Origin of the sequence: Bradyrhizobium sp. SHOUNA76 (genome assembly GCF_023006445.1) — a bacterium.
Lineage (GTDB): Bacteria > Pseudomonadota > Alphaproteobacteria > Rhizobiales > Xanthobacteraceae > Bradyrhizobium.
Genome location: NZ_JALBHA010000001.1, coordinates 120,186 through 134,575, shown reverse-complemented (window position 1 = coordinate 134,575; position 14,390 = coordinate 120,186). Strand labels below are relative to the sequence as shown.

Below are 14,390 nucleotides of genomic sequence, written 5' to 3'. Positions count from 1 at the left end.
TGACACCTCACGCGAGCTGCCGCCCATCCAGGTCGGCGGCGGCGAGACAGCGGCGCGAAAGAAGTCGGTCGCATCGCGCCGCTCAGCCAAGCCGCTCCCGGCCGGCCACCGTATCCCAGTGTATCCAGCGGCAACGCAGGCACCGGATGTGCGCAGCGTCGCCTCGGGTGCGAAGGGCCAGCCCGGCATGGCGAGCGAGATCACGATCGCCGGCGAAGAGCTCAATGCAAGCCCGTTCACGCGGCCGGGCGAAGCGCTCGAAGCCGTGCCCGGTCTCATCGTGACGCAGCATTCCGGCGAGGGCAAAGCCAACCAGTATTTCTTGCGCGGCTATAATCTCGACCATGGCACCGACCTTGCCATCACCGTCGACGGCGTCCCCGTCAACATGCGCACCCACGCGCACGGCCAAGGCTCAACCTCTAACACAAAGGGCGAACCAGATCACCTATGCCTATGGGTCGCTGCTCAAGACCGACACGCTCTACAACCTCTGCACCGGTGGCGCCGCGCCGATCGCGGTCTGCCAGAATGGTGTGATGGACTACGTGCTGCATCCCGTGGAGCCGCTGACGTTCCGGCTTACGATCGCCGGGGCGTTCTAGATTTGCCGGCTGGTGCACTGACCGCGTGAGCTATCGGTTGCGATGATCGCATGTAGCCCGGGTGAGCGCAGCGATACCCGGGGCCGCTCGCAAGGATCCCGGATGTCGCTTCGCTCATCCGGGCTACGGCACCTTGCTGTGTCGCCCTCTGTCAATCCGCTCGCGCAAAAATATTCCACTTTACCGAAATTCGGAAATGGCGTATGTGTCGCCCATCCCGGCTCATCCAAGAGGGGCGATCTTGTGTCGTCACGCATCGCGAGCCGGGGCTGCGGTGGACGCGGCAGCGTCGGCACGAGATGGGGCGGGCAGGGCGGGTAGTCCCTGTGAGCCCGCAACCCGCGTGCGGACGAGCGGCGCTGCTAGGTTCGTCTCGCCTGTAAGTTTCGCAGCTTTGTCGACAGGGCTGGAAATACTGCGGCGACATGGCGGGCCGTGCGTACGGCAAAACCGTGTGGTCCTGGCCGTCGTTGCTACGGTCAAGCCCTTCGGAGGTGCGAGCGAGCCCAACCGGGCAGACTGCATCTTTCAATTCGCGGGGCGAGGGAGGCCAAAGGAAAGTTCGGCTCCCGGGAGATCACGGCATAAGCCGTCCGACCATCGCGCAGGGAAGGCCGAGTGATCGGCGACACCTGTATGCTGCTGTGCGGTTCTTCCTGCGTGCGCGTTTCGCGCAGCGGACCGCGGGTGCCAGCCGGCACCCGGCCTTCCCTGCGCCCTCTTGGATTTGAGGGTCGAGCGATCAAGCAAAGCTCGGGCGATTTAAGCCGCGAGGCCGAAGAGTCATGTTTGTGAGTCAAGCTGCGTGTCACAAGCTCGATATCGTAGGGTGGGCAAAGGCGCTCTTGCGCCGTGCCCACGATCTCTCTCGGTCGCGAAAGATACGTGGGCACGCTTCGCTTTTCCCACCCTACGGCACTCTTGCTCCGTCATTGCAAGGAGCCCTTGCGACGAAGCAATCCAGAATCCTCAACGGAATAGATTCTGGATTGCTTCGCTGCGCCCGCAATGACGATGCGGAGGAAGCGCGACCGGCATCGGCCGCCCGGGGCGTTAGCCCACACTCTTTCGCTGATTCAGGTATCGCAGAGCCAGCTTGACGAAATTGTGCACCACCATCGACGTCTCGTCCTCCCTGAAGACCAGAAACACGTCGGCCGTGGGCGGTGAGGGCCTGATCGGACGGAATACGATGTCGGCTGTTGTGAATCGCGCAATCGACTGCGGCACGAGTGCCACGCCGAAACCGGCGGCAATCAAGCTTGGGATCGACTGGGCGTCGACGACCTGTTGGGACACTCTGGGCAGGAAGCCGGCATCGACACAGCACGTCTGCACGTATCGTGCGAAGTCGGAGCTATTGGGATCGAGGATGACGTGATCCTCCGATGCCAGGTCACCGAGGGCGATGCGCTTGCGGCCCGCCAGCCGATGGGTGCCGGGCATTGCGAGAACGACCTCTTCCCGCCATGCAAGCTTGCTGGTCAGGTCGCGCTCGGCCGGAATGCCGCGAATGAGACAGATGTTGGTGGTGCGGCCGAGAAGCGCCGCGATCTGCAGCGCGGGTGCCTGCTCATGCACCGTCATCTTGACCCGTGGAGCGACCTCCCGGTAGGCCGCGAGCAGCTCTGCGAGACGGCCGCGCAGAATGGAGCCGGTCGCTCCGACATCCAGCGTTCCGATCAGGCCGGCCCCAATCGAACGAACCTCGTCCTCCGCGGCTTTGACCTGTTGCAGGATGGCGCGTCCCCGCACCAGCATGGCTTCACCGGCCTGGGTCAGCTCGACCCTGCGGCTGGTCCTGTAGAGGAGTTGGGTCCCGAGCTCGGCCTCGAGGATCTGGATATGCTGGCTGAGCGGCGGCTGCGAGAGGTTCAGCCGCCGGGCGGCGAGCGTAAAGCTCCGCTCTTCGGCAACCGCAATGAAGTATCGGAGCTGGCGGAGATCCATAGCGAAAACCTATCAATCGTGTCGCTCTATATATTGGACTTGATGTCGCACCTGGTCAACGAATGACCGATGGAGCCTTCCAGCGTCTTGCCGCGAAAGGCTCCGTACGCGGCGACCTCGCCGCCAACGACAAGAATGGCGGGAGGCTCCGGCCGACCAAGCCAGATGGAAGCCCAGCGAGCGAGGAAAGCCATGCCCAGGATCTTCAAGTCACTCTTCTTCCAGGTCGTCATTGCACTCGCCGCGGGGATTGCTCTCGGCGTGGCCTACCCGGACATCGCGTTGCAGATGAAGCCGCTGGGTGACGGCTTCATCAAGCTCATCAAGATGCTGGTCCCCGTGATCGTGTTCTGCGTTGTCGTGCACGGAATTTCCGCAGCCGGTGACCTCACAAAGGTTGGAAGGGTCGGCATTCGATCGCTGCTCTACTTCGAGATCGTCACCACCATCGCTTTGGTGTTCGGCATTGCGCTCGCCTATTATTTCCAGCCAGGCGCAGGAATGAATATCGACCCGAGGACGCTGGATGCCAAGGCGCTCAGCGGGTTCAGCCAGACGGCGGCTCAGGTCTCCGGCGGCGGCGTCTCCGAATTCCTGATGAAGCTCATTCCGACGACGCTCGTCGGAGCTTTCAGCTCCGGCGATGTTCTGCAGGTCCTGATCGTCTCGATCATGTTCGGTTGTGCTGTGTCACTGTGCGGCGAGCGCGCCAAGCCGGTCGTCGATTTCGTCGAGCGGGTGAACGAGATCATCTTCAAAATGATGAACTTCGTCGTCCGGCTCGCGCCGATCGGCGTCTTCGGTGCGATCGCCTTCACCGTCGGGAAATACGGCATCGGTTCGCTCAAGCAGCTCGGGGGCCTCGTTGCCCTGTTCTATCTCGCGGTGGTTCTGTTTGTGGTCGTCGTGCTCGGCGCGATCATGCGGCTCTCCGGCTTCAGTCTGTTCAAGTTGCTGGCCTATCTGCGCGAAGAGCTGTTGATCGTTCTCGGGACGGCCGCGGGCGATAGCGTGCTTCCGCAGACCATGCGAAAGCTCGAGCTGCTCGGGATCAAGCGATCGACCGTCGGTCTGGTGATCCCGACCGGATACTCGTTCAATCTGGATGCGTTCTCCATCTACCTGACCCTGGCCGCCGTCTTCATTGCACAGGCGACGAATACGCCGCTTGCCACGGGCGATCTCCTGGCTATCCTCGGCGTCGCGTTACTGACCTCCAAAGGTGCTCATGGCGTCCCGGGCTCGGCCATCGTCGTCCTCGCCGCGACACTGGCCGCCATTCCGGCCATCCCGGCGATCGGATTGGTGCTTATCTTGTCGGTGGACTGGTTCATCGGCATCGCCCGCGCACTCGGCAACTATGTTGGTAACTGCGTTGCGACGGTCGTCGTCGCCTCCTGGGAGGGAGACCTCGATCATGCCAAGGCGCACCGTATTCTGAACGGCGAGGTCGATCCTTCGGGAGAGGATCTGCGGGCCGACCCAGTCGGTGCGGAGGCTTCCGTCGCGGGTCTGCAGACCCTTTGAACTTGGAGGTATTTGAGCTTGGCGATGGTGACACTCTCGATCGAACCTTTGACGAAGCGGGCGTTCGCTCCGTTCGGAGACGTCGTCGAAACGGAGGGGATGACGCCCCTGTCGATCAACCAGGGATATGCCGAGCGCTATAATGGACTCGCCAATATCGATGTCGCCGCGGAAGGCGGACAGATCAACATCAGCTGGTTTGTCGCCTCAAAACGGCCTGCGCCGATCGCCATCCGCCTGATGGAGCGCCATCCGCTCGGAAGCCAGATGTTCATGCCCTTGACCGGAGCGAGCTGGCTGGTTGTCGTTTGCGCCGACCCGCTGGTGGCATCGAGCTATCGGGCGTTCGCGGCAAATGGCCGCCAGGGGGTAAACTATGCCCGGAACTGCTGGCACCATCCGCTGCTGGTTCTCGAGGACGCAAGTTCGTTCCTGGTTGTCGACCGGGCGGGGGACGGCGATAATCTCGAAGAATATTGGCTGAGCCAGGAGACGCAGCTCGATCTCGGGTCGATCGCATCGCACCGGTAAGTTTCACGAGGCTTGATGATGTCGTCGCAAACCTATCACATACCGCAGGGCGGCCTTCCGCCGCAGACGGACCTTCTGAGCGGCCGGGCGGTCTTTACCAACGCATACGCCGTCATCCCCAACGGCGTGCAACGCGACATCGTCGTCAGCCATTTGCCGCATTGGGACAACACGCGCGTCTGGGTCCTGGCGCGACCGCTGTCCGGCTTCGCCGAGACGTTCTCCCATTATCTCATGGAGATCGCGCCGGCCGGCGGAAGTGATGTGCCCGAGCCGGAGAAGGATGCCGAGGGCGGGTTGTTCGTCGTGGGCGGCAAGCTGAGTCTCAAGTTGGCGGATGGAGAGCATGAGCTGAGGCCCGGCAGCTTCGCCTATGTGCCGCCCGGCTGCGCCTGGAGCATTCGCAACCGCGGCGAGGGCCCTGCGCAGGTTCATTGGATTCGCAAGCTGTACCAGCGCGTGCCGGGATTGGCCGCGCCCGAGGCGATCGTGACCAACGAAGGCGCCATCGCCCCCGTGGCGATGCCGGGCACGGAAGGGCGATGGGCAACCACACGCTTCATCGATCCGGCCGACATGCGCCACGACATGCACCTCAATATCGTGACGTTCGAGCCGGGTGCCACGATTCCCTTTGCCGAGACGCACGTCATGGAGCACGGGTTGTACGTCCTCGAGGGTAAGGCGGTCTACCGCCTCAATCGGGACTGGGTGGAAGTCGAGGCCGGAGACTACATGTGGCTACGCGCTTTCTGCCCGCAGGCCTGCTACGCAGGAGGTCCCGGCCGTTTTCGCTATCTCCTTTACAAGGACGTCAACCGGCACATGAATCTGCGACAGGGACCTCCGCTGATTTAGCCTTGAGCGCCGTGAGAGGCTACTCCGTCTGCTCGACCGCGGCCGGCATCTTCGCGACCGACATCAGCGATCGTGCAACCTGATTGAGCAGCTGATCTGAGTTTTCCTCTTCGGCGAGCGACTTCGACAACAGGCTGACGATGGCGCTGTGGCGAAGTTGCTGGGCGAGATTGCGCGCCGTCGTGTAGGCGGCGATCTCGTAGTGCTCGACCCGCTGCGCTGCTCCAATCAGGGCGAGATCCGCGGCCGCGTCCTCCTTGTCCTCGCCTTCCGCCATGATCTCCTGGCCTTCCTCGACGAGGCCCATCATCCCCTTGCAGGGCTTGGCCCGTGCGGACTTGCCGAGCATCTCGAAGCACTCGTTGATCCGCTCGACCTGGGCCTCGGTCTCTGCCAGATGCTGTTCGAACAGCTCGCGCAACTGATCGAAGCGGGCAGCTTCCGCCATTTTGGGCAGCGCCTTGGTCAGCTGCTTTTCCGCATGCAGGATGTCGCGGAGCTCCTCGATCAGCAGATCGCCGAGACCGGCCTCGTCCACCGGCGGCGAACTCTCCGTGACGATGGCGGTGGCGGGGCCGGGCTCGCCGGCCTGGATTGCGGGCGAGTCCGTGAAGACCCAGTCGCCACCCTCGTTCCAGGGCCCCCGTGTATCGATCTCGCCGTGATCTCCGCTGCCGGTCGAATCGTTGAAGAACTGGTCGACCAGGCCTGGAGTCGGCGCGATACGGCCGATGCTGAGCGACGGCTTGCCCATGCTCTCGAGTGCCAGCGCGAACGCCTTCATGTGCGTGATCTCGCGGGTCATCAGGAATTGCAGCGCGTCCTTGGTGCCGGCGTCGTCGCAGAAGTTGATGAGCCGCTCATAGACGATCTTCGCCCGCGCCTCCGCCGCGATATTGCTGCGCAGGTCGACGTCGAGCTCCCCGGTGATCTTCAGATAGTCCGCGGTCCAGGCATTGCCCTGGGAGTTGAAGAGATTGACCCCGCCACCGCCCGCGATCGCGATCAGGGGATCGGCCTCGGCGGCCTGACGATCGAACTTCGAGGGCTTGAGGTGCATCCGCGCGAGCGTGCCGACGACCTCCAGATGGCTGAGCTCTTCGGTGCCGATGTCCATCAAGAGGTCCTTGCGGTCGGGATCCTCGCAGTTCAGGCCCTGTATCGAATACTGCATTGCAGCTGCGAGTTCGCCATTGGCGCCTCCGAATTGCTCCAGCAGCATGTTGCCAAAACGGGGGTCCGGCTCATCGACGCGAACGGTGAACATCAACTTCTTGACGTGGTGATACATGGGAGCTCTCGGTGTCGGAGGACAGTAGAAGATGTGTCTCCAATAGGCGCCGCTGCTGTTTGTTCCTATTGCGCAGATCCGCGTCGACGTATGCAGCGCACTGCATGTGCGCCTTGAAAGTGGTCAAGCGACCGCGATATCTGCAGCTACCGGTCTCGGGAGTAGCGGCCGCACAGCCTCTCCGGACCGCATGCTCAGATAGGCCGGATTGAAGCCGGCGAGGCGGACCAGGCCTCGCCAGTCCGTGATCGCGATGGTCTTGCCCCGCCATTGCAGCAGGTTGCAGCGGCGCAGCTCCTGGATCCTGCGATTGGCGTGAACCGGGGAGATGCTGCAAGCGGCTGCGAGGTCGGACTGGGTGAAGGGCGAGGACAATCGGAACTCCCTGGCGAGCCCTACGCTTTGCAGGCGCACGGCGATCTCGGAGAGCAGATGCGCCACGCGCGTCAGTGCGTCTCGACTGCCGAGGCTGATGGTCCAGTTTCGCTGGATGGCGTGATCGGTCAGCAGCATCAGCAGCAGGGCGCGCGACATCGCTGGCGAGCGCGCCGCCAATTCGTGAAGTAGCGGTGGGGCACGAGAGCGACGATGGCGGGGCCGAGCGCGATCAGATTGCCGTCAATGCGGGGACGGTAGAGCGTGTGCGGGTCCGCGATGTCACCGGGAACGCAGATTGAGGTAATCTGGCCGTCCGGACTCTCCGGATTCTGCCAGGAGAGATATCCCTACAGCAGCAGGCAGCATCGGGTTGTCTCGTCGCCGTGCCGCAGGATGGCCTGACGGGCGCCTAAATGGGCAATGCTGCTCGGCATATCCGCGAGGAGGTCGAGATCGTCGCTGGTTATTTCGGCAAGGCTCGTCAGTCGATCGGCGAGCTTGGAGACAGCAAATCCTGCCTGCATCTGATGTCCGATGGTCCGCCCGCTTCATACCTTGGCCGATCGGGAGGGGAGCGAGCATTAAACTGTGATAGGTTGACGGATGTATCGCCAATGCACCGCGGAAACGTGCCCCGGCGACCTGCAATGCTCAGGGCTCCCGCCGAGCGAGGAGAGGCGCGTTCGGCGCGAAATTCCGTCGCTCAATTGACTTTGTCGCCGAGCATGTTGTGGAAGGCGGTGGTGACGGCGGCAATGCCGTTCGCGCCGAGCATCAGCGCGAATTCACCCTGCTGCTCGTGACGAATGGCGTGCGCCATGATGCGCAGGCGCGGATCTCCCTGACTGTGCCACATCTGGTCTGCCATCCTGACCGCGCCCCTGTGATGCTTGCTCATCATCTCCAAGAACACCGTATCGAACTGATCGGGCGGCGCAGTCTTGACCTCTCGCATCTCGACGGCCGTCAGAAAGCCGGGCATGGCGGCACGCTCCTCCCTGCTGCAATCGGGCATCTCGGTGTCGAACCAGCTCAGCCACCAGTTCTCGAAAATCCGGTTCTCGCCCGACTGGCTCGCGACCATCAGCATTGCGAGCTTCTGCAGATGCGGGGCCTGCGCGCGCCTGACGGCAATCCGCGCCAGCTCGATGCCCTGGGCGTGGTGTGCCGTCATATGGCGGATATAGGTCTGGTCCGCATCCCTGACATGGCCGATCCACGGCGGCTCGTAGCCATGGCCGCCGAACAATGCGCTTGTTCCAAGCACCGCGACCACGCCGAGTGCGCCTGTGGTCCAAGCATTGGTGAAGCGGACGTCGTGTTCCGGCGCATGGCCACGCCTCCAGCGCAGCCCGGCGAACAGGGGATACATCACGGCCGAGGAACCGTGGACCAGCAATCCGATCCAATAGGGCTGTTGTAGCGTGAACAGCGGCTGCCGGAACGGAAACAGCGGTACGAGCACGAACCATTCCAAGCTTGAAGAGAACACGGCCCAGGGCAGTGCGAGCAGCAGGATCGTCTGCGGGCGCAGGTCGGCGGTCCAGCGCCCGAGCACGCCGAAGAACAACAGCGCCCAGGAGAAATCCGCCCATTGGTGGAAGGCGATCCCGACAAGGATCGCGTGCCACGACGGCTCCGCGCTGATGGCCCAGTCCCGTGCAGGGATGGCGGCGACCGTCATCCAGTCGACCGCCGCATTGCGGCCGATCCGGGCGGCGAAGAGCTGGCTGACGATGGTCGAGAAGGTGCTGCTGATCAGGCCGAGCTCGGCCGCCGCGATCCAGCGCGATCGCCGCCGTCCGCCGGTGACGTACGATGCGCTTTCGTCAATACGCCGCCCTGCAGAGCAATGCGCCGGTTGCGACCCGGCGGTCACGTGAGCTGCTTGAGTTTCTTCAGTGGATTGAGCGCGCTCGGCTTGTCCTGTTTGTCCTGCTTGACCTGTTCGTCGCGGCCGCGCTGCGCTTGCGCCTTGCCGTCATCGTGGAGATCCTGGTCGCCGATGATCTCGCCGATGGCTTGCCTGGTCTTGCCGACGATCCGTCGCTGAAGATCCTTCGTCTTGCCCATGATCTATCTCCGCACTCATGCCGCAGCCCCGGCGCTTGAAGGGGTGAGCGCCGTGGCGGTTTGGTCCAGTCGGCCTCCGGCAGCAGGGGGACACCGGAAGCGTTGGTGAGACTCTCTGCCGTGCGGTTAGTTCCTGTGGGTCTCACCTGGCGTCGAGTGATCACGCCTTCATTGCCCCGCAGCAGGATTGATGCCTCCGGCAATGTTTCCGATGGCCGGTCGAGATCCGTCGACATCAGCAGGCGACCACGACCGAGCCAGTGCCATTTTCTCGGCTCGGCGGCGATATTGAGCACGATCAGGATTTCAGACCGGCCGTCGGTCCGCCTGTAGGCGAGAACATCGTTCTGGGATCGCAGCGGCGCATAGCCACCCTGACGCAAGCACGCATGTTCGTGCCTCAACGTGATCAATGCGCGAAACAGCGCGAGCACCGACCGCTCGCTGCCCCGTTGCTCGGCCACGTTGGGCGTCCCGCCGGGCTCGAGCGGCAGCCATGGGTCACCATCGGTAAATACTCCGCCGGCGCTGCCGTCCCACCGCATCGGCGCGCGTTCGGGATCGCGGCAAAGTCCGTGTGCCGGCACCAGCCGCTCGAAGGGATCGCGGACGCGGTCCGACGGAATGGGAACGCGTTTGCGGCCGATCTCGTCACCCATGAAAAAGAACGGCGTTCCTCGCAGCGTCATCAGCAGCGTCGCCAGCACGCGCATCTGCGGCTCGCCGATCTTGCTCGCGATCCGCTGCTTGTCGTGGCCGCCGATCACCCACTGGCCAGGCATGTTCAGGGAGGGCGTGGAAATACGCGTCGATCGCCGCTTGCAGCGACAAGGCGTTCCACGTCGAGTCGAGTAGGGCGAAATTGAGCGGCAGATGCAGCCGCGGCCGGTCGTTGCTGTAGAAGTGCCCGATGCGGTCGGTCTTGCCCTGCACCTCGCCGCACAACATTCGTCCCGAATAGCTGTCGATCACTTCCCGAATGAACTCGATGCAGTCCATCGCCTCCGGCCGGTCGGCGGTAAAGACGGGCGTCTGTCGCTGTGGCGGTGGTTTGCCGTCGGCCTGCGGGTTCGGCGGATTGTCGCGCAACAGCTCGTCCTTGATCAGGACCGCGCTGGCGTCGACGCGGAAGCCGTCGACGCCGCGGTCGAGCCAGAAGCGCATGACATCCGCGATCGCGGCCCGAACCTGGGGATTGCGCCAGTTGAGGTCGGGCTGCTCGACGAGGAAGGAGTGATAGTAATATTGCCGCCGCGCTTCGCACCATTCCCAGCCGCTGCCGCCGAAGCGGCTCAGCCAGTTATTGGGCGGGCCGCCGTTCTCGGCGGGATCAGCCCAGATGTACCAGTCGGCCTTGGCGCTGTTGCGCGAGCTCGAGCTCTCGACAAACCATGCGTGATCGTCAGCGGTGTGGTTGGGAACGAGATCGAGGATCAGACGGATATCCGCGGCGTGTAGCGTCTCGAGCAGGCGGTCGAACTCGTCGAGGCTGCCGAAGGTGGGATCGATGGAGCAATAGTCGGAGATGTCGTAGCCGAGGTCACGGAAGGGACTCTTGTAGATCGGCGTCAGCCACACGGCGTCCCCGCCGAGCCATTTCAGATAGTCGGTGCGAGACATCAAGCCGGCGAGGTCACCCTTGCCGTCGCCGTTCGAGTCCTGGAAGGAAATCAGTGCGATCTCGTAGATGACGGCGGATTGCCACCACGCAGCTTCGTCACTGAACTCGCTCATTGCCTTGCTTCACCCCGTCAGGCTTGGCCTGTGCTGCGATCTGCCTTGCCGCGGTTCGGGCGCTCTCGATGCCCTTGGGAAAGCCGCTGCGGTTGGGATATAGCTTGCGCCGTGCATCGCGCGGCGGGCGCCGTGGCTTGGTGTCCTGCGCGGCGCGGTAGTCGAGCATGGCGATGCCGCCGACCATCAACAGCGCCAACGCGATATTGCCCTTCTTGGGATTGTCCGGCGTCAGCCCCGAGAGCAGCGCAGCGGCGTCGAGGCCGTCGCTGCCCACGCGGGCCCACAGGCCGGCGTTCTTGTCGACGGACAGCGACATGATCCCGGCCAGGATCTCGCGGACGCCGAAGGCGCGGACCATGGTCTCATGGCCTTCCATGCCCAGCGTTTCCGTAACGCGTCGGGGCGTGAGAAACTCGACGACGCCGAGACCGATGCTGAACCAGCCGAGCGCGCGTGCCAGCAGATCCTCGGGGCGTTTCAGGCTCGGGCCGCCCTCGATGATCTTCGGGTCGCCCTTGGTGCGCACGATGTTGGAGAAATGAAACATGGCTTGCTCCTTCAGGGCCTCAGTACGACCTTGACGCAGGAGTCTCGCTTGTCGCGAAACACCTGGTACATCTCCGGTCCCTGTTCGAGCGGGACGGTGTGGGTGATGACGAAGGACGGATCGATCTCGCCCTCTTCGATGCGGCGGAGCAGGTCGTCAGTCCAGCGGTTGACGTGGGTCTGGCCGGTTCGCATCGTCAGGCCCTTGTTCATGAAGGCGCCCATGGGCAGCATGTCGGAGAGGCCGCTATAGACGCCGGCGACGGAGATCACGCCACCCGGACGGCAGACATAGATCATCTCGCGCAGCACATGCGGTCTGTCGCTCTCCGCCATCACCATCTGCTTGGCGCGGTCGAGCAGCGTATCGGGCAGGGATGCCATCACATGCGATTCCATGCCGACGCAATCGATGCATTTTTCGGGGCCTTTGCCGTCGGTCAGTTCCTTGAGCCGCTCGAGGACGCTCTCACTCTCGAAGTTGATCGTGGTGGCGCCGCCGGCTTCCGCCATGCTGAGCCGCTCGGGCAGGCAGTCGATCGCGATCACCTGGTTGGCGCCGAGCAGGATCGCGCTGCGGATCGCCATCTGCCCCACGGGACCGCAGCCCCAGATCGCGACCGTGTCGGTCGGCTCGATGTCGCATTGCACGGCAGCCTGCCAGCCGGTCGGGAAGATGTCGCTGAGGAACAGGAGCTGTTCGTCGGGGATGCCGGCGGGCACCTTGATGTGGGTGGCGTCAGCAAAGGGCACGCGGAGATATTCGGCCTGTCCGCCGGGATAGCCGCCGGTCAGATGCGTGTAGCCGAACAGGCCGGCGGTCGTGTGTCCGAACACCTTGTCTGCGAGATGCCGCTTGCGGTTGGTGGTCTCGCAGACGGAGAAATTGCCGCGCTTGCACTGGTCGCATTCGCCGCAAATGATCGTGAAGGGCACGACGATGCGGTCGCCCTTCTTCAGCTTGCCGTCGACGCCGGAGCCGACCTCGACCACTTCGCCCATGGTCTCGTGGCCCATGATGTCGCCGGGCAACATACCCGGGATGAAATTGTGGAACAGGTGCAAGTCGGATCCGCAGATGGCGCAGCTCGTGACCTTGATGATGGCGTCGCGCGGATCCTGGATCTCCGGATCGGTGACGGTGTCGCACCTGATATCCTCCTTGCCGTGCCAAACCAGCGCCTTCATCATCCGTCCTCCGGGCTGAACCAGTTGGCACTTAAGTCCAGGAATGAACGATGGTTGCTATCGCCGCGCGCAAATCTCGCACCGCACCGGCGCGTGCAAATTTGGAACGAGAGAGCAGGGCAGCGATTGGACGTGATCGACAGTCAAGCGAGGACACGCTCATGCCCGCCAATCAACTCGCCGTCGTCACCGGCGCCTCCACCGGTATTGGCCTGGAACTCGCACGATGCAGCGCCCAGGCAGGATTCAACCTCGTCATCGCCGCCGACGAGCCCCAGATCGAACGAGTGGCCGTCGATCTGCGCCGGCTCGGCGTCAGCGTCGAGCCGGTCGAGGCCGATCTTTCCACCACCGAAGGCGTCGACAAGCTCTGCGCCGCGGTCGGCGACCGGCCGATCGATGCGCTGCTCGCCAATGCCGGCATTGGGCTGGGCAAGGCCTTCCTTGATCAGGATTTTGCCAGGGTGAGGCACCTCGTCGACACCAACATCACCGGAACGCTCTACCTGATCCATCGTGTCGGCAACGAGATGCTCCGGCGCAACTCCGGGCGGATCCTGATCACGGGCTCGATCGCCGGCTTCACGCCCGGCAGCTTTCAGGCAGCCTACAATGCCTCGAAGGCGTTCCTCGATTCATTCTCGTTCGCGCTGCGCGAAGAACTGCGCGATAGCGGCGTCACCGTCACCTGCCTGATGCCCGGCGCCACCGACACCGAGTTCTTTCGCCGCGCCGAGATGATGGATACCAAGGTAGGCACCGAGAAGAAGGACGGCGCCTACGATGTCGCCAAGGCGGGCGTCGATGCGATGCTGCGCGGGGACTCCGATATCGTCACCGGGCTGAAGAACAAGATCCAGACCACGGTCGCCAACGTCACGCCAAACGAGGTGCTGGCAAAGCAGCATCGCAAGATGGCCGAACCAGGTACGGCAAAATCGTAGCGCTGGCCGTAGGCGCGATGGGCCTCATCCCGCGAGAAACCCTCCGTCCACCGCGACCACTGTTCCGGTCGCGTATCGCGAAGCCGGCATGCAAAGGAAAGCAACCGCACCGGCGATATCTTCCGGCCGCCCCCATCGCTTGAACGCGGTGCGGTCGGCAATGCGCTGATAGTGGGCGCGATCGGTGCGGCCCGCGGCATTGATCGCCGTTTCGATGTAGCCGGGCGCAACGGCATTGACGCGGATATCGTCCTCGGCCCACTTCAGAGCCAGCGCCTTGGTCAGCATCACGACGCCGCCCTTGCTGGCGCAATAGGCGGGAATCCGTGGCAGCGCCAGCGTCGCATTCATCGAAGCGATGTTGACGATCGAGCCCCTCGTCTGCGCGAGCAGCGGATGGAATGCCATGCAGGTGCGGAACGTGCCGGTGAGATTGACGTCGAGGACCTTCATGAAGGTCTCGATCTCGAACTCCTTGTCGCGCGCGAGAATCCCGGCGCAATTGACGAGGGCGTCGACGCGCTTGTGCTGCAGGGCGAAGGACGTGACGGCGGCGTCGTCGGTGACATCAAGCGTCGCGAGCGTGAGTCCGGCGCGCGGCTTCAGCAGGGTGCGGGCCAGATCGGCGTCGTTCGCGCCCGTTGCGGTGACCGTCGCGCCGAGATCGCAAAATTGATTGCTGATTGCGGCGCCAATGTCCCCAGCGCCGCCGATCACGACGGCATGAAAGCCGGGTGCAAGGGAAAAGTTCGAGTTCATCGG

General features: G+C 63.6%; 14 protein-coding genes and 2 pseudogenes. 6 read left to right on the top strand and 10 right to left on the bottom strand.

Annotation, left to right across the window (positions count from 1 at the left end; translation table 11 throughout):
• Both MOV74_RS41185 and MOV74_RS00585 read left to right on the top strand, forming a co-directional pair.
• A pseudogene (locus MOV74_RS41185) lies at positions 1–415 on the top strand (TonB-dependent receptor plug domain-containing protein); the annotation flags it as partial.
• A complete protein-coding gene (locus MOV74_RS00585) occupies positions 357–605 on the top strand; it encodes a hypothetical protein (RefSeq protein ID WP_246916510.1) in 249 nt (82 codons plus the stop codon). The pseudogene MOV74_RS41185 and the gene MOV74_RS00585, both read left to right, overlap by 59 nt.
• Positions 606–1,658: 1,053 nt before the next feature.
• Here MOV74_RS00585 and MOV74_RS00580 read toward each other — a convergent pair.
• Positions 1,659–2,555 carry a LysR substrate-binding domain-containing protein gene (locus MOV74_RS00580; protein ID WP_246916490.1) on the bottom strand — a complete coding sequence of 299 codons (897 nt, stop codon included), beginning with the start codon at positions 2,553–2,555 and terminating at the stop codon, positions 1,659–1,661.
• 192 nt (positions 2,556–2,747) lie between these two features.
• On the opposite strand from MOV74_RS00580, the gene dctA reads away from it, so the two are divergent.
• Genes dctA through MOV74_RS00565 form a run of 3 tightly spaced genes read left to right on the top strand, consistent with a single transcriptional unit; the run spans position 2,748 to position 5,471 of the window.
• Positions 2,748–4,082, top strand: a complete 1,335-nt coding sequence (gene dctA, locus MOV74_RS00575) for a C4-dicarboxylate transporter DctA (protein WP_246916488.1) — start codon at positions 2,748–2,750, stop codon at positions 4,080–4,082.
• Between the two features lie 24 nt (positions 4,083–4,106).
• Positions 4,107–4,613, top strand: a complete 507-nt coding sequence (locus MOV74_RS00570; protein ID WP_246916508.1) for an ureidoglycolate lyase — start codon at positions 4,107–4,109, stop codon at positions 4,611–4,613.
• A gap of 18 nt (positions 4,614–4,631) precedes the next feature.
• Positions 4,632–5,471 carry a bifunctional allantoicase/(S)-ureidoglycine aminohydrolase gene (locus MOV74_RS00565; RefSeq protein ID WP_246916506.1) on the top strand — a complete coding sequence of 280 codons (840 nt, stop codon included), beginning with the start codon at positions 4,632–4,634 and terminating at the stop codon, positions 5,469–5,471.
• A 19-nt stretch (positions 5,472–5,490) separates the two neighbouring features.
• Here the strand turns inward: MOV74_RS00565 and MOV74_RS00560 are convergent, their stop codons facing one another.
• The 8 genes and pseudogenes from MOV74_RS00560 to MOV74_RS00525 all read right to left on the bottom strand — a co-directional run bounded on the left by MOV74_RS00560 (position 5,491) and on the right by MOV74_RS00525 (position 12,684).
• Positions 5,491–6,762: a DUF892 family protein gene (locus MOV74_RS00560; protein WP_246916486.1), complete on the bottom strand. Its 1,272-nt coding sequence runs from the start codon at positions 6,760–6,762 to the stop codon at positions 5,491–5,493.
• Between the two features lie 123 nt (positions 6,763–6,885).
• On the bottom strand, positions 6,886–7,296 hold the full coding sequence (locus MOV74_RS00555) for a Crp/Fnr family transcriptional regulator (RefSeq protein WP_246916484.1): 411 nt from the start codon (positions 7,294–7,296) through the stop codon (positions 6,886–6,888).
• Positions 7,297–7,487: 191 nt separating this feature from the next.
• Complete coding sequence (locus tag MOV74_RS00550; protein ID WP_246916482.1) at positions 7,488–7,664, bottom strand: hypothetical protein; 177 nt, start codon at positions 7,662–7,664, stop codon at positions 7,488–7,490.
• Between the two features lie 179 nt (positions 7,665–7,843).
• Complete coding sequence (locus tag MOV74_RS00545) at positions 7,844–8,974, bottom strand: DUF305 domain-containing protein (protein WP_404979097.1); 1,131 nt, start codon at positions 8,972–8,974, stop codon at positions 7,844–7,846.
• Between the two features lie 41 nt (positions 8,975–9,015).
• Positions 9,016–9,213 (bottom strand): CsbD family protein, encoded by a 198-nt coding sequence (locus MOV74_RS00540; RefSeq protein ID WP_246916478.1) that lies wholly within the window; start codon positions 9,211–9,213, stop codon positions 9,016–9,018.
• A 140-nt stretch (positions 9,214–9,353) separates the two neighbouring features.
• A pseudogene (locus tag MOV74_RS00535) lies at positions 9,354–10,947 on the bottom strand (alpha-amylase family glycosyl hydrolase); the annotation flags it as partial.
• A complete protein-coding gene (locus MOV74_RS00530) occupies positions 10,931–11,497 on the bottom strand; it encodes a hypothetical protein (protein WP_246916476.1) in 567 nt (188 codons plus the stop codon). The pseudogene MOV74_RS00535 and the gene MOV74_RS00530, both read right to left, overlap by 17 nt.
• Before the next feature lie 11 nt (positions 11,498–11,508).
• The gene (locus tag MOV74_RS00525; protein ID WP_246916473.1) at positions 11,509–12,684 is read right to left on the bottom strand and encodes a zinc-dependent alcohol dehydrogenase; all 1,176 of its coding nucleotides are present in this window, start codon (positions 12,682–12,684) and stop codon (positions 11,509–11,511) included.
• Positions 12,685–12,845: 161 nt separating this feature from the next.
• Here MOV74_RS00525 and MOV74_RS00520 point away from each other — a divergent pair, with 161 nt between their 5' ends.
• Complete coding sequence (locus MOV74_RS00520) at positions 12,846–13,628, top strand: SDR family oxidoreductase (RefSeq protein WP_246916471.1); 783 nt, start codon at positions 12,846–12,848, stop codon at positions 13,626–13,628.
• 24 nt (positions 13,629–13,652) lie between these two features.
• Here the strand turns inward: MOV74_RS00520 and MOV74_RS00515 are convergent, their stop codons facing one another.
• Entirely contained in the window at positions 13,653–14,387 is a 735-nt protein-coding gene (locus MOV74_RS00515; RefSeq protein ID WP_246916469.1) for an SDR family NAD(P)-dependent oxidoreductase, read from the bottom strand.
• Between the last annotated feature and the right edge of the window lie 3 nt (positions 14,388–14,390).